General features: G+C 44.2%; 17 protein-coding genes. 9 read left to right on the top strand and 8 right to left on the bottom strand.

Features of this window, described 5'->3' with window-relative positions; translation table 11 throughout:
- Positions 1–21: 21 nt before the first annotated feature.
- Positions 22–993: a serine/threonine protein kinase gene (locus KYS23_RS00235; protein ID WP_218417871.1), complete on the bottom strand. Its 972-nt coding sequence runs from the start codon at positions 991–993 to the stop codon at positions 22–24.
- The gene (ccoG, locus tag KYS23_RS00240; protein ID WP_218417872.1) at positions 990–2,423 is read right to left on the bottom strand and encodes a cytochrome c oxidase accessory protein CcoG; all 1,434 of its coding nucleotides are present in this window, start codon (positions 2,421–2,423) and stop codon (positions 990–992) included. The genes KYS23_RS00235 and ccoG overlap by 4 nt, the downstream gene beginning before the upstream one ends.
- Before the next feature lie 309 nt (positions 2,424–2,732).
- Between ccoG and KYS23_RS00245 the strand changes: the two genes are divergently transcribed.
- Both KYS23_RS00245 and KYS23_RS00250 read left to right on the top strand, forming a co-directional pair.
- Positions 2,733–3,098: a hypothetical protein gene (locus KYS23_RS00245; protein WP_159528682.1), complete on the top strand. Its 366-nt coding sequence runs from the start codon at positions 2,733–2,735 to the stop codon at positions 3,096–3,098.
- 248 nt (positions 3,099–3,346) lie between these two features.
- A complete protein-coding gene (locus KYS23_RS00250) occupies positions 3,347–3,877 on the top strand; it encodes a DUF3016 domain-containing protein (protein ID WP_218417873.1) in 531 nt (176 codons plus the stop codon).
- 140 nt (positions 3,878–4,017) lie between these two features.
- Here the strand turns inward: KYS23_RS00250 and KYS23_RS00255 are convergent, their stop codons facing one another.
- Positions 4,018–5,778 carry an acyl-CoA dehydrogenase family protein gene (locus KYS23_RS00255; RefSeq protein ID WP_159528686.1) on the bottom strand — a complete coding sequence of 587 codons (1,761 nt, stop codon included), beginning with the start codon at positions 5,776–5,778 and terminating at the stop codon, positions 4,018–4,020.
- A gap of 245 nt (positions 5,779–6,023) precedes the next feature.
- On the opposite strand from KYS23_RS00255, the gene KYS23_RS00260 reads away from it, so the two are divergent.
- Together KYS23_RS00260 and KYS23_RS00265 are read left to right on the top strand one after the other, a co-directional pair.
- On the top strand, positions 6,024–6,773 hold the full coding sequence (locus KYS23_RS00260; protein ID WP_159528688.1) for an SDR family NAD(P)-dependent oxidoreductase: 750 nt from the start codon (positions 6,024–6,026) through the stop codon (positions 6,771–6,773).
- Positions 6,770–7,639: an amidohydrolase family protein gene (locus KYS23_RS00265; protein ID WP_218417874.1), complete on the top strand. Its 870-nt coding sequence runs from the start codon at positions 6,770–6,772 to the stop codon at positions 7,637–7,639. The genes KYS23_RS00260 and KYS23_RS00265 overlap by 4 nt, the downstream gene beginning before the upstream one ends.
- 55 nt (positions 7,640–7,694) lie before the next feature.
- Here KYS23_RS00265 and KYS23_RS00270 read toward each other — a convergent pair whose 3' ends face one another.
- The 5 genes from KYS23_RS00270 to KYS23_RS00290 all read right to left on the bottom strand — a co-directional run bounded on the left by KYS23_RS00270 (position 7,695) and on the right by KYS23_RS00290 (position 11,986).
- Entirely contained in the window at positions 7,695–8,048 is a 354-nt protein-coding gene (locus tag KYS23_RS00270; protein ID WP_159528692.1) for a hypothetical protein, read from the bottom strand.
- Positions 8,045–9,331, bottom strand: a complete 1,287-nt coding sequence (locus KYS23_RS00275) for a hypothetical protein (RefSeq protein ID WP_218417875.1) — start codon at positions 9,329–9,331, stop codon at positions 8,045–8,047. Before KYS23_RS00275 ends, KYS23_RS00270 begins: the two co-directional genes overlap by 4 nt.
- A 64-nt stretch (positions 9,332–9,395) precedes the next feature.
- Positions 9,396–10,580: a mandelate racemase/muconate lactonizing enzyme family protein gene (locus KYS23_RS00280; RefSeq protein WP_159528696.1), complete on the bottom strand. Its 1,185-nt coding sequence runs from the start codon at positions 10,578–10,580 to the stop codon at positions 9,396–9,398.
- 66 nt (positions 10,581–10,646) lie between these two features.
- On the bottom strand, positions 10,647–11,414 hold the full coding sequence (locus KYS23_RS00285; RefSeq protein WP_218396273.1) for a class II aldolase/adducin family protein: 768 nt from the start codon (positions 11,412–11,414) through the stop codon (positions 10,647–10,649).
- 116 nt (positions 11,415–11,530) lie between these two features.
- Positions 11,531–11,986: an NUDIX hydrolase gene (locus tag KYS23_RS00290; protein ID WP_232370567.1), complete on the bottom strand. Its 456-nt coding sequence runs from the start codon at positions 11,984–11,986 to the stop codon at positions 11,531–11,533.
- A gap of 211 nt (positions 11,987–12,197) precedes the next feature.
- On the opposite strand from KYS23_RS00290, the gene KYS23_RS00295 reads away from it, so the two are divergent.
- From KYS23_RS00295 to KYS23_RS00315, 5 genes are all read left to right on the top strand, one after another.
- A complete protein-coding gene (locus tag KYS23_RS00295) occupies positions 12,198–13,259 on the top strand; it encodes an efflux RND transporter periplasmic adaptor subunit (RefSeq protein WP_218417876.1) in 1,062 nt (353 codons plus the stop codon).
- A 3-nt stretch (positions 13,260–13,262) separates the two neighbouring features.
- Entirely contained in the window at positions 13,263–16,373 is a 3,111-nt protein-coding gene (locus KYS23_RS00300; RefSeq protein ID WP_218417877.1) for an efflux RND transporter permease subunit, read from the top strand.
- A gap of 527 nt (positions 16,374–16,900) precedes the next feature.
- Entirely contained in the window at positions 16,901–17,305 is a 405-nt protein-coding gene (locus KYS23_RS00305; protein WP_159528706.1) for a type 2 periplasmic-binding domain-containing protein, read from the top strand.
- Positions 17,306–17,337: 32 nt separating this feature from the next.
- On the top strand, positions 17,338–18,495 hold the full coding sequence (locus tag KYS23_RS00310; protein WP_218417878.1) for a topoisomerase IV: 1,158 nt from the start codon (positions 17,338–17,340) through the stop codon (positions 18,493–18,495).
- Between the two features lie 149 nt (positions 18,496–18,644).
- On the top strand, positions 18,645–20,264 hold the full coding sequence (locus KYS23_RS00315; protein ID WP_159528710.1) for a methyl-accepting chemotaxis protein: 1,620 nt from the start codon (positions 18,645–18,647) through the stop codon (positions 20,262–20,264).
- The last annotated feature ends 6 nt before the right edge of the window (positions 20,265–20,270 follow it).

The following is a 20,270-nucleotide window of genomic DNA, read 5'->3' on the forward strand; positions in this document are numbered from 1 at the left end:
AGTGTGTTCAGGTTTTGCGATCTAATACCCGATTTTAAGAGGCGGTTCCTGCATGGCAGAAAGCTGTTCTTTTAACGCAAGAATTTGACCTTCCCAGTATTTATCGTCGGCAAACCACGGAAAAGCGCGAGGGAAGGCTGGATCTTCCCAGCGGCGAGACAGCCATGCCATATAGTGCACCATACGCATGGCGCGAAGGGGTTCAATTAACGCAAGTTGATTAGTATTAAACGGCTGAAATTCTTCATAAGCCTCAACCAATGTATCAAGTTGTAATAACTGCTGCTGGCGATCACCGCTTAACATCATCCACAAATCTTGAATGGCGGGGCCCATTCGACAATCATCTAAATCAACAAAGGTAGGGCCATCACGCCAGAGAATATTTCCAGGGTGGCAGTCGCCGTGTAGCCGAATAACGTCGGTGGCTTTATATGATGAGGAAGCCGCAGTTATAACGGGGTTCAAAATAGCAAAGAAGGCCGTTTTGAGGTGATCGGGCAACAAGGTACTATTTTCTAAAACCTGTCTAGGTTCATCTAAATAGCTTTGTGTGTCGATATCTGGGCGTTGCTTAAAAGTTTTCGCTTGAGATACGCGGTGAATACGGCCAATAAAGCGTCCCATCCATTCAAGTTGATCTAAATTATCGTTCTCAAACTGGCGCCCACCTACAGAAGGGAAAACCGTAAAGCGGTAATCTCCATGATGGTGAAGGCTTTTTCCATTTAGCGCTAATGGCGCCACAATCGGAATCTCGCTATCAGCAAGTTCTTGGGCAAAACTGTGTTCTTCTAGAATTTGCGCGTCTGTCCAACGGGCAGGGCGATAAAACTTAACCACATAACGTTTGTTGTCATCGGCTTGAAATTGGTAAACCCGGTTCTCGTAACTATTGAGAGCAAGTAAGCCGCTTTGAAGAAAAATGCCCTGAGTTTCCAGGGCATCTAATATAGTGTCTGGATCTAATCCAGAAAACGAAAAATCTTTCATCGATAAAGGAATTTGGTTGGCTCATTAACCGTTACACTTTCACCTGAATCGGTGGTAGTGGTAACGGTGAATTGAATGTCTGTTACCACATCTTCCAGATTATACGGGTCGGTTGCAACCGAAATCGGTGTGCTATAAACCTCACCACCTTGTACCGTCACTTCTTTATTACCAATAAAGGTGTATTCAGGCAGCCCTTGAACCGAAATGGTATAGGTCTGAGTTTGTTGAGATTTGTTGAGTACTTTAACGGTATAAACATTCTCAATTAACCCTTCATTGGTTTCGCGATATAACGAATTACGGTCGCGAATAATGTCAATTTCCAGAGGCACGCGGGTCACAATGTCAGCAACCAATAACCCTGTCATGACAATAAGAACGATAAGGTAGCCGATAAGCTTAGGCCGTACAATGTGTGTTTTACCCCCCGCCAGCTCTTCTTCCGACGTAAAGCTTATTAGCCCTTTGGGGTAACCCATTTTATCCATTACGCCGTTACACGCATCTACACACGCGCCGCAGTTAATACACTCATATTGTAAGCCGTTACGAATATCAATACCGGTAGGACAAACCTGTACGCATAAATTACAGTCAATACAGTCGCCCAAGCCTTTTTCGTGAACCTGTTCATGGCTTAATTTACGCGGACGCGGACCTCGTTGTTCGCCCCGTTTCGCATCGTATGAAACGGTAAAGGTGTCTTTGTCGAACATGGCAGATTGAAAACGCGCGTAAGGGCAAATATGGGTACACATGATTTCACGCATATATCCCGCATTGGCATATGTGCATACCGCGAAAAAGACCACTGAAAACGCTGCCCAGAAACCCGTGTTGAAGGTGAAAAAATCAATAAAGAGCGCGCCGATTGGGGTGAAATATCCCACAAAGGTGAGTGCGGTAAGCAAGGCAACTGCCACCCAGGCCGTATGTTTGAGGATTTTGCGAACAAACTTATCCGCGTCCATTTTTCGCGCATCTAGCTTTATGCGTTTATTTCTTGGGCCTTCTATTTTTTCTTCAAACCACGTGTAGATATATACCCAGGTGGTTTGAGGGCACATGAAACCACACCACACTCTGCCTGCAAAGGTCGTCACGAAAAAAAGCGCGAATGCACCCACGATAAAAATATAAGCAAGTAAGGTTAAATCTTGCGGCCATAAGGTTAACCCAAATATAGAAAAGCGCTGCTCTACAATATCGAGTAACACCGCTTGCTGACCATTGAATTTAATCCACGGAATAGCGGCAAATAAGGCGAGGAAAAACAAACCAAAGAAACGCCTGAATGTTTCAAGAGGGCCTTTAACCGCACGAACATAAATGCGACTGCGCGAATCGTATCGTTTCCCTTCAGTGGATGATGCGGGTTTGTGCACCTTTACTGCGGTAACGTTTTTAACCGGAATCTGTTCGTTCATTTTTTCAAAACCTTAGCCAACTTCTTGTATTGCGCGGCGCATTATAACAGCTGAAATTTCAGCGTGTTTAACATAGATCAATGATCATCTTTATTTATCTTTCAGTCAATACTGAAAGTTCAGAAATTATATTTTATCGGTATGCCTTTACTTAATGCTAGTTGACTCTTATAGCGATAATAGTTTTTAATACCGAATGAAAATTATACAAGTAATTATCTTTTTGATTTTTTTGATGAAAGTGTTTATTAAAAATAACTAACGATAGCTGCGTTGTTTAAATTAAGTGTAGTAGTGGAATAATTTTAAATGCTTCGTTTCTTTGTCATCTGTGCTGAAATTGTATTATTGGTGATTGTGCTGCGCTCGCCTTTTGTTCAGTACTTTTTTTCAGATATACAAAGTACCGTCTCAGGTTGGTTTGTTTCTATTTCTGAGTTACCTGAACAACGAGAGTTGGATACGTTAAGAAATCAGGCCGCGGCGCAGCTGGCTCCTTTAAAAGAATTCGAAGCGAACTACCTTCGAAGAATACTGGCAAGTCGTTCAACGGTAACGCGCTTTCATAGCGCTTATTGCGAAACCACCGATATAAACCCTAACTTTAGTCGCGACAACCGCAAGCAGTTATGTACACTGATAGAGCAATCAAAGTTACTCGAACCCGATAAATAATTAGCGATAAACGCTTTGTTTCTTTTCTTGGCTTCTTGTGTCCTCTAATTCTTCCCATTTTGACCGTGTATATAGATAAAGCCATTCACTTTACGTTCAGCTACCTGTGCTATTATTGAGCATATAGTTGTGATAAAAGTAGTAGCATTGCTATGGTTGAAACCATGCTTCACTAAGCGCCGTTACCCGCTTACTCAGTCTTTGTAGCTGACTAATACCGGGTTTCTAAAAACAAGGTAGGGGGTTACATGAAAATAGCTAAGTTAAGTTTATGTGCGGTATTGCTCGCCAGCGTGGGTATGTCTGGTGTGTTGCAAGCAGCACAGGTTGAAGTAACTTGGAAAGAACCAAAGTCTTACCGAGATGTTAAGCCGTCGAATGAATCTCGCGTGCACTTTAGAGAGCGTACTTTTAAAGAGCTCGATGAATTTTTTATTGAACTCGCTGAAAATCTTCCCGAAGATCAAAAGCTGTTAATTACCGTAACAGACTTAGATTTAGCAGGTCAGGTCTGGCCTGCATCTTTTGTTGGTATGGGGCAGTCTGCTACTGATGTAAGGATCATTAAGGAAATAGACATTCCCAGAATGTCGTTTTCATATGTACTTTCTGGCAGTGATAACACCGTGCTTAAAAGCGAAGACGTTAAGATTAAAGATATGATGTTCATGAATACTGTTAATCGTAGGCTGAGCACCGATAATCTGGTTTACGAGAAGAACATGATTGAAGATTGGTTTAACGATACGTTTGCACAAAGCATAGTGAGTCACGATTAACACCGCTGCTCATCGTTTGTGATGGTGCCAATGAGCAGGAACAACACCAGAGCTTAACGGGTTTTAGTTTGCTGTTGTTGTATTGATAAGATAATAAAAACCGCCTTTATCGGCGGTTTTTTTTTACTTAACGATTATAGTTAAATGTAATCGAATTCACTGCCAGATATAGCCAGTGTGCTTTCATAGCCTGCTGAGTATGCTTGCTTATGTGCATTGCGACGCGGCAATATTCGCTGCATATAGAAGTCACGGGTTTTCTGCTTAGAAGAAGCTAGCACCGCGTTATCTGTACTCGCCGCTTTATCTGCCATGCTGTACCACAGCACACCAATTAGCGAGTAGGCAGAATAGGCTAAGTAATCTGCTGCTGCCGCTGCTGCAGTAGTGCCATCCATACCTAGGCAGTCAGCCGATGATGCACGCCAATCGTCAAGTAGACCTTGCGCCAGCCCTTTGTTTTCAGCATCGCTAATATCAGCAACCAACTGTGCAAACGCCCCGTAAGTTGCTTCCATCATTTGCCCGCCATCGCGGGTTAATTTTCGACCAATTAAATCTAATGCCTGAATACCGTTAGTGCCTTCATACAGCATAGCGATACGTACATCACGCATCAATTGCTCCATGCCCCACTCACGAATAAACCCATGACCACCAAATACTTGCACCCCAATGCTAGTAGTTTCAAGGCCCATATCTGTCATGTAGGCTTTGCAAATTGGCGTAAGAAACTGCAACACTTTATCTGCATTTTCTTTTTCCTCGTCAGTGCCTAGTTTTTCTATGTCCATGTACTTTGCGTAAAGCAAAGAGAGTGCGCGGCTACCTTCAATTTGTGATTTTTGCGTGAGTAGCATACGGGCTACATCAGGCTGAAATACAATAGGATCGGCTTTTCCGTCAGGGTTTTGAATGCCTTGCGGCGCACGAGATTGAACTCGCTCACGGGCATACGTTAACGCACCTTGGTAAGAAGCTTCTGCAGCTCCCAGACCTTGTAAGCCAACTTGGAAGCGTGCGTCGTTCATCATAGTGAACATACAGGCTAAGCCTTGGTTTTCTTCACCCACTAGCCAGCCTGTAGCCTCATCGAAATTCATCACGCAGGTCGGGCTCGCCTTGATACCCATCTTATGTTCGATACTTCCCACAGATAACGAGTTCGCAGTACTTGGCTCGTTATTATCATCAAGCATTAACTTGGGCACTAAAAACAAGCTAATGCCTTTCACGCCTTTAGGCGCATCGGGTAAGCGAGCAAGTACCAAATGAATAACATTGCTGCTCCAGTCTTGATCGCCAGCAGTAATAAATATTTTATTACCTGTCACTTTATAACTTCCGTCACCTTGTGGTTCAGCCTTAGTGCTAAGTAAGCTAAGGTCGGTGCCAGCATGCGGTTCGGTTAAGTTCATCGTACCTGTCCACTCGCCGCTGATGAGTTTAGCGAGATACTTGTCTTTTAATTCCTTGCTAGCATGTTTAGTCACCGCTAATGTGGCACTTTCTGTCAGCATAGTCGTTAAACGCCAGCTTAGGTTTGCGGCATTTAGCATTTCATGCACAGGCACTGCCATGGTGTAGGGAAGTTCTTGGCCATCATATTCAGCTGTGCCTAGCATGGCGTTCCAGCCATTGGCTACATACTCCTGATAAGCGTCGGCAAAACCCTTCGGTGTGGTGATTTTTCCGTCTTCCAGCTTACAGCCTTCTTCATCACCTTCACGGTTTAATGGTGCAACAACATCAATGGCGAATTTAGCGCCTTGTGCAATAATCTCGTTAGCCAGTTCGCTATCAAAATCGCTGATACCCAACTTTTCATAGTGGGCATCTAGGCCTAACCAGTCCTTAAGTAAGAACTGAAAATCGGTAGTAGGGGCGTGGTACAGAGGCATGGAAGACTCCCTTTTCAAACAAGTGTTTTAATTTTGCCACATTATAGACACAAATAGCATAGACAGAGTAGCCCGTTAAGGGAAAGTTAATGAAAAATAATATCGCTGTATTTGTACAATAACCACTCAACGCCTTTAAATTTATATCACAGGGCCATCATAATCTTTGCCAAAGCTTGCTTTTCGATAGCTCGCTGGCATCCTATAACTATAGTTAATTCCATGTATTAAGAAGTTGAGTACTCATGAGCCACGGAAAATCAGTTTGTGTCGTTACCGGCGGTAGCTTAGGAATAGGGTTAGCGGTTTGTCATACATTCAGTGAAAATGACTACCGAGTGATAAACCTAGATGTAAGAGATTTTGACGACACACCAACTAACGCTGAATGGGTGGCTTGTGATGTCAGTAATGTGGAACAGGTGCGTCATGCTATTGATAATATCGCGGTGAAATATGGCCGTATAGATGCGTTGGTCTGTAACGCAGGCATGCACGTGTCGGCAACCATTGAAGACACCGATGAAGCATTGCTTGATAAGGTGATGAGCCTAAATATTAAGGGGGCGTACGGCGCAATTAAAGCGTCATTACCTATCATGAAAGCACAAAAAAGCGGGGCTATTGTGATGATGGGTTCAGATCAGTGTTTTGTGGGTAAACAAAACTCTTTTGCCTATGGGTTAACAAAGTCTGCCTTAGCGTCTATGGCAAAAACCACAGCACTGGATTATGCCCCTTTTAATATCAGAGCCAACGCAGTATGCCCTGGCACGATTGAAACGCCCTTGTTTCACCACGCCATTGACAAGTACGTTGCAGCATCAGGTGCTGATAAAACCGCAGTCGTAGCCCAAGAGGCCGCCGAGCAACCCATTGGCCGAATTGGCCAACCCGAAGATGTGTCTGAACTGGTGTACTTTCTTTGCAGTGAAAAAGCGAACTTTATTACTGGCAGCTTACACGCTGTTGATGGCGGTTATACCGCCAAGTGAATATCGTCGATGGTCATCTACATTTCTTTGCCCAAGAGGCGGGTGATTATCACTGGCTGAAGCCGCAAAACCCGCCGTATTGGCAGGATAAGCAAGCCATTGCGTTGGCGTGCGGTGAGAGAAGTTTAACACTTTCCAGCGGTCACACTCTTGCTGGTTATGTGCATATTGAGGCAGGGTTCGATAATCAACGCCCTTGGCGCGAAATCCGTTATTTAGAACAGCGTGCTCAACTACCTTTTAAAAGCGTTGCAAGTATCGATTTGTGTAGTGAAAGTACCTTGTCTCATATAGAAATATTAGCAGGGTTCTTTTCAGTGGCGGGGCTTCGCCATATTTTAGATGAACAAGCCGCCTCTATATTAACCCACCCTAAAACAAAACATGCGCTGAAGCGTTGTAGCGAATATGGGTTGTCTTTCGATGCCCAATTGGATGTGGGTGACAGCAAGGGGGTCAATGCTTTACTTAGGCTATTAGAAGCACGACCGACACTGCAAGTTATTATTAATCACACAGGTGCGGCACTATTAAGTTCTGCCGTTACAGCTGCCTACGTTAAGCAGTGGCGTATTAATATGAAAGCACTTGCTCAGTGTTCTCGCGTGGCGGTAAAGCTTTCGGGATGGGAAATGCAGTGCAGAGATTGGCATTGGCGCAGTGCGCAAAATGTGGTCGTGGAAACAGTCGCTATATTTGGTGTGTCGCGAGTAATGTTAGCAAGTAACTTCCCACTTTCTAACTGGCGCCACAGTTATCAAACACTGTGGCAACAATACGAAAAAATGCTGGCAAATTTTACCCTTGACGCAAAGTGTAGCCTAATGGCAAACAATACCGCGCGTTGGTATGGCGTAGATATTTAAACGACTCTTCTCAGCCCCGCTTACAAGGTGCTACGCTAAATCCTTAAGCCTCGTATTAGTCTATAAGTTGATGGTGGGCGGCCACCGTCTGGCTTTCTATATGAATAAAGCTAAATTCTGCGCTTTGCTGTTTTTTCAATATAGTGAGGAAGGCACGAAGCTCATCCACAAAGCGCTCTGCTTTATCTGGCATTACCGCGCACCACACACAGAGTGATTTTTCTGTGATCAAACTGGCGTCGTAGCGAGGCTTGAATTCGCAGGCATCTTCGCGCCATGAACCTTCACAATCAATGTGTGTGCATCCACCATAATAGGTAGATAAATATTCGTTTAACGCGTGTTTCACTGGCTCGTAAGCGTGTGAACCTGGTGTCAATATAATCGTAAATTTAGTACGCTTGTTCATTTGTTCTTCGCAAATAGTAAGGCCATTAATAGCACCGCTATTAAGGCTAAGTTAACCGTGTTTTCAGATGACATTAGCGAGAATATATCGTAGATACCCCACGTCGAATCGTGCTTCACAGAGTGTGAGGCGGCGACAAAATTATTGGTAATATCTACCAAAGAAATACCCCCAATTAACATGAGTATTACTTCAATCGATTTATTTATAGCACGATTAAGTTGGTTCTCGTAACTTGATATTGCGTTATTAATATAGGCTGCCCTATCAAGTAAACTGTCTTCTACGGCAATAATTTCCCATGCATCTATGAGTGCGTTCGCCAATGGTTTTCGACTCCCTTGCAGGCCTCGAAGCGAATCGCAAAACTCCAATCGAATATACGCTAGGGTTCTAATTGAAACCATGCGCTGGATCAACTTTTCAAGGGCTTTTCTGCGTCTGCCCGGCGACAGTGCCTTAAGCGATTGCAGCTGATGATAGGCGTTGCTCATCGATTGTTGATAGGCATACAACATAGCATTGTAATGCTGAAGTAAAAACAAAACCCGTCGGTTATCCAACGACAGCGAAATATCATTGTTTAAAAATAGGCAATTTCCCGAACGAAAGAAAGCCTCATTGTTCTCACAATTGTTGGGTGGGTTTTCGTGGATAATTGAAAACACCTGTTTGGCTTCTTCGGTAGATTCTGGAACGCGGGTAATATAACAACGTCCAGTCCACAATACCGCATCATTGTCTGTAAGTTCAGAGGTCAGTAACTTACAGCGTTTACTCAGTGTATCGAAGGTGGTGTTCAGCAAGTTAATCATTACACCTCCTGCCGCTTGTAAAATTAAAGACAGGCTTTGTTCGATATCTCTGCTTTTAATTTTCTGCCAACACAGAGTGAGTTGAGCCTCAGATGCGGGTGCCAATGTAGCTTGTAAGGTCGCAATGCCGGTTTGATATAACCGTAAATTCAACCCCTGAAGCTGAAGACCTATTTCTTCTAGGGTTGAAAACGCATGCTGAAAAGCCGGACTTTCATGATCGATTTCAAGTTTTACCAATGGGGTAAACATGGGGCTTAATAAGTCTGAGTCTGTTGATACATAACCCATGTCCAGTTTACTTTCTTGATTGAGCACCCAATCTTGGCGGTGCATGGCTTCTTCAACTTTACTGGTTAAAGACGGCGTAAGCGCACTGAATTTGCGGGTTAACGCGATTGGCGTGTAAGTAACAATCGAGACGGGCGACGAACATAATATAGTCGATGGGGAAGGCGAGGCTGACATACTTCTTCTTATCCTTGAAAACAGTCGGGGCAAGGAGAACCATTGCCCCAATCTATGTGTTTCGCTATTTAAGTTCAGTTATTGTCATATGAGGCGAGCGGTAAACAATCTCGTCATTCAAATCGATGCCTAACCCTGGGGTATCTGGCGCTTCAATAAAGCCGTTTACGGGTTGTGGGTCTTGCAGACAAAGTTCACGGTTCCAGTCTTTAATGGCGTAGGTGTGGTGTTCGTGAATTAAGAAATTAGGTATTGCGGTTTCTAAGTGCAAACTTGCTGCTGTCGCCACCGGCCCACCACATACATGGGCTTGAATGCGCACGTCATAAATATCGGCGTAATCACATACTTTTTTCGCTTCAGTAAAGCCGCCACACAAGCCTACGTCAGGCTGTAGTACATCAATAGACTGGTCTTCTAAATAAGGGCGCACGTCCCAGCGATGATACAAGCGTTCACCACCAGCAATCGGTACGTTTACGTTTTTAGCCACTTTATCGTGTAGTTTTGAATTCAAGTAATTGACGGGTTCTTCGTAATACAAGCAGCCAATTTCTTCAACAATATCGCCAAGCTGGATGGCGGTAGATGCCCCTAACAAGCTGTGGCATTCAAAAATAATATCGCCGTCTTCACCCATGGTGTCGCGTATGGCTTGTAAACGGGCTTTAAATAGCTTTAGTTCTGGCTTAGAGAAAAGTTTAGTGCGATCGAAGTGGGTGACACCGTCTTTATCGTAAACAATAGGGTCTACTTTCACGGCATCGTAGCCATCTTTTAACGCTTTTTCGGTCGCGCGTGCATAGTCGGCCGGGTCGTTTAGCTTAGTGACTTCTTTATCCCAATCGAACTGCAATTGGCTGGCATAGCTGCGCAGTTTGCCATTGGTTTTCCCGCCCAGCAGTTCGTAAACGGGTAAGCCTAGGGCTTTGCCTTTAATGTCCCAAAGTGCAGTATCAATAGCACTCATGGCTGCATAAATAACAGGTCCACCACCTAAGCCCCAAAAGCCTTCACGTAACATACGCGACCACAATAGCTCAGTGTGGAATGGGTTGAAGCCAATTAGCATGGCTTCTGCAATTTCTTTTATCATGTGCGCTGCAGCACTATGACCCCAATCGTAAGCTAAGCCTGCTTCACCGACACCGGTAATGCCTTCATCGGTATACACTCGTACGAAAACAGGGTTCCACGCTGGGCGCTTTGGGCACTCAATATCAAATATTTCTACTTTGGTTACTTTCATTTATGGTTTCTCTATTGTCTGTTTGTAGTCGTCGCTAGCGGCACTGGCAACGACGCATAATATGGATTATTCACAAAAGCCAGAGTCGAGCTTGTAGGCTTTTCTTAGCATGGCGGGCCAGGCCTTCTGGCCGCCGGTTTCACCACTGTGCACTACGCTGGCTTGCTGATAAATACCGTCAATAATAGGCTGCGGTATCTCAATAACTTCTTCGTTCGACTGCATGAGCGCCAGCTGAATTTCACAGGCTCTTTGTAAATCATAAAAGCGCATGAAAGCATCGCCTACGGTGGGGCCGACAGTTAACCCTCCGTGATTAGGCAGCAGCATATGGTTGGTATCGCCTAAATCATCTTGAAGGCTTTTCTTTTCACTGTCGTTTACTGCCAAACCTTCATAACTATGGTACGACAGCGAGGGAAGTGAAAATAAAGAATACTGGCTCCAAGGCTTTAATCCGCCTTTTACCGATGCCACAGAAATGGTGGCGAGTGTGTGCAAGTGAATAACGCACATTGCATCGTGACGAACCTCATGAATGGCACTATGGATAGTAAATCCGGCGGGGTTTATTTGGTAAGGCGAGTCATCAAGGATATTACCTTCAAGATCAACTTTTACAAGGTTAGACGCGGTTACTTCGTCAAATCCTAACCCAAAGGCGTTAACTAAGTAATGGTCGGTGCCGGGGACTTTAGCCGAAATATGCGTATAGATAAGGTCGCCCCAACGCATATCAGCAACCAGTCGATAGCATGCGGCTAAATCGACGCGCGTTTGCCATTCTATTTCAGACACTTTGCCTTTAAGGCTAAGAGGAGCTAATGAATACATGGCCTGTCTCCTAAATATAGCAGGCTAAACTTGAAGATAATGATGGCTTAACCCCTTCTAATAACAGCGGGTAATCAAATTACCAAAGCAAGGGCATTGGCACAACCAAACACACGTTATTCTTGCTGAGATTGGCTTGCTTTAATTTTATTAAAGCTATCGCGAAACGCAATTAGATCATCAGGAAAGCGAAGTTGAACATGGGTGAGCAAAAAGGGGTCGGCCTTTACCAATTCAATCACTTCTAGTTTTGCCCATGGCGGCGCATCAAACACATCTGGCAAGTGTTCTACCCCAGCATTTAATGTACACTCAAATAGCGCGAGACCATTTTGTGTAACGGCCAATTTTTCACCTACCTCGACATTGAAACCTGTTTCTTCCCATGTTTCTCGGTGGGCTGCGCAAACTAATGATTCGCCCTCTTTTTTTCCGCCACCGGGGAAATCTAAACGGTTTGAAAGGCGATGTTTGATCAAAAGCGCTTTGTTTTGCACTTTAATGATGCATGCGGCGGCATTTTGAGTATGCTCCTCGTTATTCGTGCTTCGGCAAAAAGGTGCTTCAGGCACCTTCTTTGTACATCCAAAAAGCGTTAAAACTACCAAAATGGATGATAAGCGAAAATTGATACTCATTAGTTTGGGTAAAATACTATTCAGAAAAAGTTAATAATAATAAAAACGTAGATAAAGGATTTGGTTTGAACGCGACCCTGAATCTCGTTAATGCACCAACTTGGTTACTTTATCACGTGGTGCATATTTACCAATAGGAAAGGTTATGTCTTCACGCAAATTACTATCTCCATTATTAATAGGTGCTTTATTGCTAGCGGCTGTGGTTGTCTATGTAAACTTGCCTGCAGAAGAACAGGTGAAAAAAGGCGGCTCTCTGGCGACAACAGTGAAAACCATATTGGTAGAGCAAGGCGCAATGGCGATAACCATTGAAGCCCTCGGTACTGCCAGAGCGAATGAATCGATAGCAGTCACTGCGCAAGTTACCGAAACCGTGCGCTCAGTTAACTTCGAAGATGGCGATAGTGTGAAGGCTGGCCAAGTGCTTATTCAGCTAAACAATAATGAAGAACTGGCTCGGGTTGCTGAATTGCGCGCCAATATTGATGAAGCAAAGCGCCAATACACCCGTATTTTTAACTTACGTGAGTCTAGCGCGGCTTCAGAACAGTTACTTGATGAACAACAAGCGCGTGTAAAAGGATTAGAAGCGCAATTAGACATCGCTGAAGCGCAGGTTGATGACTTGCAAATTCGCGCGCCATTTTCTGGTGTGCTTGGTGCACGACAAGTCAGTATTGGTTCATTGGTGCAGCCCGCTGGTGTTATTACCACCCTTGATGATATTAGCGTAGTAAAAGTTGATTTTAGCATTGCCGAGAACCAATTGGCGAGTGTAGCAAAAGGCCAGAAGGTTTCGGCGACATCGGTGGCTTATCCAGGTGAAATGTTCAGTGGTGAAATCACGCATATTGATACCCGATTAGACCCCATCAGCCGCGCTATTAGCGTACGCGCAATTATCGACAATAAAGACCAACGATTAAGGCCGGGCATGCTACTTACCATCGTGGTTGAAAAACGTGTGCTTGATACACTTATTATTCCTGAGAAAGCTTTAGTGCCAGTGCAAGATATTCAATATGTCTATGTGGTAGAAGGCGATGTTGCCCATCAACGCGAGGTGGTTATTGGCGAACGCCGACCTGGTATCGTTCAAATTGTCTCTGGACTTAAAGGTGGTGACGAAGTGATTACGGAAGGCACGCTTAGAGTACGCGATCAATCTGCTGTTAACGTTCTTAACCGTAACAACGAGGGTTAAGCCATGTTGTTATCTGACATTTCAGTAAAAAGGCCGGTATTTGCAACGGTTATCAATCTGCTACTGATTATATTTGGCGTGGTCGCCATTTCCATGTTGGCGCTTCGTGAGTACCCAGACATCGACCCGCCCATTGTATCGGTTTCAACCAAATACACAGGCGCATCGGCCAATATTGTTGAAACCCGCATTACTCAACTACTCGAGGACAGAATTTCGGGTATTGAAGGGATTAAAAATATTACTTCAACGTCGACCAATGGACGTTCTGATATCACCATAGAATTTAAATTATCCAGAGATATCGACGCTGCCGCTAATGATGTGCGAGAGCGAGTGAGTCGGGCACTGAATAATTTGCCTGATCAGGCCGATCCTCCAGAAGTTTCAAAGGCCGATTCCGATCAAAGTGCCATTGTGTGGTACAACCTGCGTAGTACAAACCTTAATACCATGGAGCTTACCGACTTCGCAGAGCGCTTCCTAGTGGACCGCCTATCGGTAGCCGATGGGGTTGCACGGGTTCAAATTGGTGGTGGTCGTCGCTATGCCATGAAAGTATTTCTTGATAGAAACGCTATGGCTGCCCGTGGTATTACCGTAAGCGATGTTGAAAGTGTCATTAGTTCTGAAAACGTTGAACTTCCCGCTGGTGAAGTTGAGTCGCTCGATAGAAACTTTGAAGTACGTGTAGCGCGTACGTTCTTATCGCCAGAAGATTTTGCGGCGTTAACCGTAGCAGTAGGGGACGATGGATACCTCGTTCGCTTAGGGGAAATTGCGAATGTAGAGTTGGCGGCTGAAGACGACGAAACCGAGTTTAGAGGTGACGGCGTTAACATGATTGGTTTGGGCATTATAAAGCAATCAAAAGCGAATACTTTAGATGTTGCTCGCTCAGCAAAAGCGCAAATCAGAAAAATTGAAGAAACCTTGCCGGACAATATTTTCATTGTGCCTAGCTATGACTCCTCAGTATTTATTGAGGCATCGATTAATGAAGTTTATGAAACCCTCGCCATAGCCATGCTTATGGTGGTAATTGTTATTTACCTCTTCTTGGGAAATGTGCGCGCCACACTTATTCCTGCAGTCACTGTACCCGTGTCTCTAGTGGCAGCATTTATTGTGATGTACGCGTTAGGCTTCTCTATCAACCTACTTACCTTACTTGCTATGGTGTTAGCGATTGGGCTGGTGGTAGATGATGCCATCGTGGTGCTTGAGAATATTTCCCGGCGAATAGAAATGGGTGAACCTCCCATATTAGCCGCTTATCGAGGCGCTAGAGAGGTTGGCTTTGCGGTTATTGCAACTACCTTGGTACTGATTTCTGTATTTGTGCCTTTAGTGTTTCTTGAAGGGAATGTAGGGCGTTTGTTTACTGAGTTTGCCCTGGCTATTGCTGCTGCTGTGGCGTTTTCTAGTTTCACCGCATTAACCCTCTCGCCTATGATGGCCTCGAAAATTCTTAAAAAAAGGACGCGTTCAGTAGGATTTGGTGCGTGGATGGATAAGCGTTTTCATGCCCTCGAAAACCGCTACTTTAAAAGCTTGGGAAGTACTATTCACCAGCCGTTTATCATGGTGCTATTGCTAATTGTTTCAGTGGTGGCACTAGTACAAATCTCAGAAAAGTTACCTAGTGAATTCGTGCCTAAAGAAGATCGGGGAAACTTTTACATATTAATGAATGCCCAAGAAGGCGCGAGTTTCGAAAGTAATGCCGCTAACCTTAAACTTATCGAAGACATCCTAATGCCTTACCGTGAAAGCGGTAAAATAGGTAGGTTACTGGTACGTACTCCAGGGTTTGGCAACAATGCCGGGATCGCCATTGTTGGCTCTGCCGATTGGGATGAGCGTGATTTTAGCACCTTCACATTGATGGATGAAATAAGTGCGAAGCTTGATGCCGTGCCTGATGTGAGAGCCTTCGCCATTATGCGAAGTGGTATTTCAGGCGCAGGTTTTGGTAGGCCCGTACAATTTGTATTGCAAGGTGATACCTACGAGAACTTAGTTGAGTGGCGTGACATCCTAATCGAAAAGGCCTCAGAAAATCGAAACTTAGTTCGTATCGACTCTGATTATAAAGAAACATCACCTCAGCTTCTGGTCAATATAGACAGAGATAGGGCGGCTGATTTGGGGGTGTCTATAAGTGATATTGGCCGTACCTTAGAAGTCATGTTAGGGCAACGTACGGTCTCTACATTTTTAGATAGGGGCGAAGAGTACGATGTTATAATCGAGGGTATAGAGGCTGATTTTAGAAGCCCAAATAGTATCGATAATCTTTATGTTCGTTCTTCAAGAAGCGGCGAGCTTATTCCCATGGACAACTTGCTTACTTTCGAAGAGCAGGCGACTTCCTCACGCTTAAATCGTTATAATCGCATGCGTGCTGTCACCATTTCAGCGAACTTAGCCGGCGACTATACGTTAGGAGAGGGCTTAGCTTACCTCGAGAATATCGTACGCACAGAGCTACCTGACAATGTGTCTATCGACTACAAAGGCGAGTCACAGCTTTATCAAGAACAAGGGAATTCGTTTATCTATGTGTTCTTGTTGGCGCTTGCGGTCACATACCTAATTCTCGCTGCGCAATTTGAAAGTTGGGTACACCCGCTAGTTATAATGTTAACTGTACCTCTTGCGCTGGTGGGCGCTTTTATCGGACTCTATTTTGCCGGTATGACACTTAACATTTATAGCCAAATAGGGCTGGTTATGCTGATTGGTCTTGCGGCGAAAAACGGTATTTTGATTGTGGAGTTTGCTAATCAACTTCGAGATGCAGGTATGAACTTCGAAGACGCACTACGACGGGCAGCTGCTCAGCGACTTCGCCCTATCGTTATGACCGGGTTTACTACGGTATTTAGCTCTTTGCCCTTAGTGTTTGCGTCTGGTCCTGGCGCAGAAAGTCGCATGGTAATTGGTATGGTTATCGCTGCGGGTGTTCTGGTTTCTGCCTTTATGACATTGTATGTGGTACCGACGGCTTACAGTTGGCTTGCTCGAAACACAGGTTCCCCCCAGCAAAGAACCGTTGAAATAGAACGCTTAGAAGTTGAAATTCCCTACCGTAAAGGCGAAGAAAATTAAGCCCTCACATCTAGGGTAAGATCGTGTTTTTAGACACTCATTTACTATGATTCTGCTCAGTGCTTAACCAATAAGTACGGAAAAGTTCAAAAAGTCGGGCGGTATTAAGGTATATGTTTTTATACAATAATATCGTTCGCCACTCCTAAATAGAACTCTGGAGATTTTTTATCTAACTGAATTTTAACAACTATATTTAATTGTTTTTCACATCTCTGCTATTTTTACGTATGAAGTTATAAGTTCTGCCAATACCTTTATCCTTTTGTATAGTTGCTTCTACGCCTCTCTACCCTAAACTGCGCCAACTGTATTAGGGCTATGCTGAACACAACGAAATTTAAAGCAAATTTTTTGTATCTCAGTTGGCAGTTTTTCTAATCCTTGCTAATACTTATCTTAATCTTGAAGCACAGAAGATATTTGTATGAGTAAGAATAAAAAATAAGCACATCGGTATAGGTAGATTAAAGGTTAACGTTCTTTTAATTGCGCTACCGAAACAAATACGACTTAGAGGACATGTAATGAAACAGTGGATACTAGCAGCAAGTTTGTGCAGCAGCATGGCTTTTGCAGATGTAGCAGTGATAGTTCACCCGTCTAACGGCGATGCATTAGACAAAGATTCAATCAGCCGACTCTTCCTTAACAAAATGAAAGCTTTTCCAAACGGCACGAAGGTAGTACCGCTAGCACTTGCTGAAGGGCAGGCCGCTACAGACGAATTCAACGGTAAAGTTTTGAATAAATCAGCGTCTCAGCTTACCGCTTTTTGGTCTAAATTAGTTTTTACTGGGAAAGGTCAGCCTCCTAAAGCATTAGGTAGCGACGCCGAGGTGGTTTCAGCTGTTGCTGCAGACCCAGGTGCAATTGGCTATGTAGATGCTGGCTCCGTAGACGGAAGCGTTCGCGTAGTTGCCACTTTTTGATTACACAGTTTAAGAATTTTTAAGGATTTAACATGAAAACCAAACTTGCCCTTTTATCAGTTGCTAGCTTAATCGCCATGCCAGCGGTTGCAGACATAAAAATCAATGGGTTCGCCAACCTTATCGGTGGTATGACACTAGATGATGACGAAGCGGTATACGGTTACGACAGCGATTTTAATTTCGAGCCTGCGAGTGTTTTCGGACTTCAAGTGCGTGGTGATGTTAGTGAGAAGCTTTCTGCAACAGCGCAGCTTGTTGGTCGTGGAAGTGACGATTACGATGCAAGTTTCGAATGGGCATATATGACTTATGCACTTTCAAATAACTCGAGTATCAGTGCTGGAAGAGTTCGCCTGCCATTATTCAAATATTCTGCTTCTTTGGATGTGGGTTATTCGTACCACTGGCTAACACCGCCACAATCGGTTTACGGCGTACTTATCAACAATATTGATGGTGTTCGTTACGATTACAGCAACTACGCGGGTGACTGGGAATATGGAGCACAACTTTTTGCAGGACGTTCAGAATCCGGTACATTAGAGGCGGATAACCTTACTGGTATTTCTTTTGAGGCCACTCGTGATTGGTTCAATATTCGTACTATTTATGCGCAAGCTAAATTTAATAGTCCAAATGAAGATCTAGAATTTTTAACTAATAGCATTAATCAATTTTCTCCGATCGTTCCTACTGTCACTGAGTTTTCAAAAAACTTCTTAATTGAAGATGATACCGTTGGTTTCTTCGAACTTGCCGTGAATATAGATAAATACGATTGGTTTGTAGGTGCAGAATATACCCACATTTCATTTGATGAAGCTCCTATCGCAAATGATGATGCTTGGTATATTACCGCGGGAATGCGTTTCGGTAAGTTCACTCCACACATTACTTATGAACATAAAGAGTCAGATCCTGATGATGTTACAACTTACTTAAACGATGTTCCTTCTACTATATCTACTGGCGATGCCGTTACTGACGGAACATGGTCATCGTTGTATCAAGGCTTTGCAGCTGTAGCTGCATCGACTTTGGAAGATACTTCTGCATTAACAGCAGGTTTACGATACGATGTTGAGCCTGGTTTCGCGGTTAAAGGTGAAGTCACTTGGTTCGAAGATGATGCAAACGACGCGAATGATGCGACGCTATTGAGAGTGGGTGTTAACTACACTTTCTAGTCTTCGTTTATAGCAAAGTTTAGGCCCCGCTCAGTAATGAGGGGGGCTAAGATATTTCTAAAGTTTTTTAAGAATGTGAAGATATAGAATTATAAAGCCATGATCTGTGGCCGTGCTTAAAGTAACGTGACGTAACTGGTGAGATAAAAATGAGTTTTCTAAAAAAAATGCCCATCGCAACAAAGATTTTTCTGATACCGGGAATTGCTGCACTAAGCTTTATTATTTACCTCTTAATTACGGTTTACGTTGCACTTAACAATGACGACACCCTCGAGAAAGTTGAAAACGTTCAGTTTCCCGCACTTCAATTGTCTGCCTCTACCTTGGTAGATATGCAAAAAGTCAGGGACACGCTAAGTAGTGCGGTAACCACAGGCGACCAAGATACATTGAGCGCTGCGAGTGAATTGGCCACAGATGCAAAAGCTGGGCTAGACGAGATAAGTGCAATCAGCCCTGAGTTTCGCCCCGCGATATCAAAGATTTCTGCTGGGTTCGATGATTATTTTGAAGTGGCGTACGACGTTTCTCAGTCAATGGTTGATGGAACGGCTGACTTTAGCCGCTTAGGTCAACTATCTAAGCAGATGAACGGTTCGTACGATGCTGTTATTGCTTCAATGACAAATTTTAGAGATGAGCAGCAATCTGCATTTGATGCTTCTTTTGCGAAAACCGACGCGGCAAATATTTCGTTAATCAGTACCGGTGTGATAATGACTATTGTCGTCACCTTGTTGTTGTTTGCTACCGCGGTGCCCATCGTCCAAGGTATTAAGAAAAGCATCGATGACGTAGTGCGCTCGCTTAAAGATATTGCCCAAGAAAACGGTGATTTGACCGTTCGTATCGCAACGAAAAGTGAAGATGAAATTGGCGAGTTGGTGTATTGGTTTAATCAGTTTATGGACAAACTGCAAGGCGTAGTGAAAGACGTGGTTGAGGCGAGTTTACCGTTATCTAACTTGGCGCAAAACCTTCGCGGCCTAACGGAGGAAACCCAGCGTACTATTGATATTCAACAGCAGTCTGCACAAAACGCCAAACTCGCGGTTGATACAATGAGTGGTTCAGTAGACGGCGTAGCACACAGTGCCGCACAAGCTGCAGGTGATGCTAACGAAGCGACTAGCGCCGCTGGCGAAGGCCGTCAAATTGTACAACAAACCGTTTCCAGTATTCAGCAGTTAGCCGAAAACGTGCGTGAAACCGCTGATGTGATTGGGCGTCTTGAGTCAGATTCGAACAAAGTTGGCTCGGTACTCGATGTGATTAAAGGCATTGCCGAGCAAACTAACTTACTGGCGCTTAATGCCGCCATTGAAGCTGCTAGGGCGGGTGAGCAAGGGCGTGGTTTCGCTGTTGTTGCTGATGAAGTTCGTACCCTTGCATCACGTACTCAACAATCGACTGAAGAGATTCAGAGCACTATTGAGCAGCTACAGAGCGCAGCGCATTCAGCAGTGGAAGTAATGTCTCGCGGCACCGAGCAAGCAACCAATAGTGTTGAAACAGCTAATAAAGCGGGTGTTAGTTTAGAAACAATAACCAGTACAATCGGTCGCATTAATCAAATGAACGAACAGATTGCGCACAACACTGAAGATCAACGTTCAGTGGCGGTAGACATTGTGAAGCACGTTGAAGAAATTCACCAACGTACAGAGGAAACTTCTAGTCGTTCGGGCGAATTAGGTGTTATGTGTAACGAACTTGCCGATTTAGCACAGCATTTAGAATTGATAGCAAAGCAGTTCCGCGTATAACCGCTA

It is taken from the genome of Alteromonas lipotrueae, assembly GCF_019249255.1.
In the GTDB taxonomy this organism is placed as follows: domain Bacteria; phylum Pseudomonadota; class Gammaproteobacteria; order Enterobacterales; family Alteromonadaceae; genus Alteromonas; species Alteromonas lipotrueae.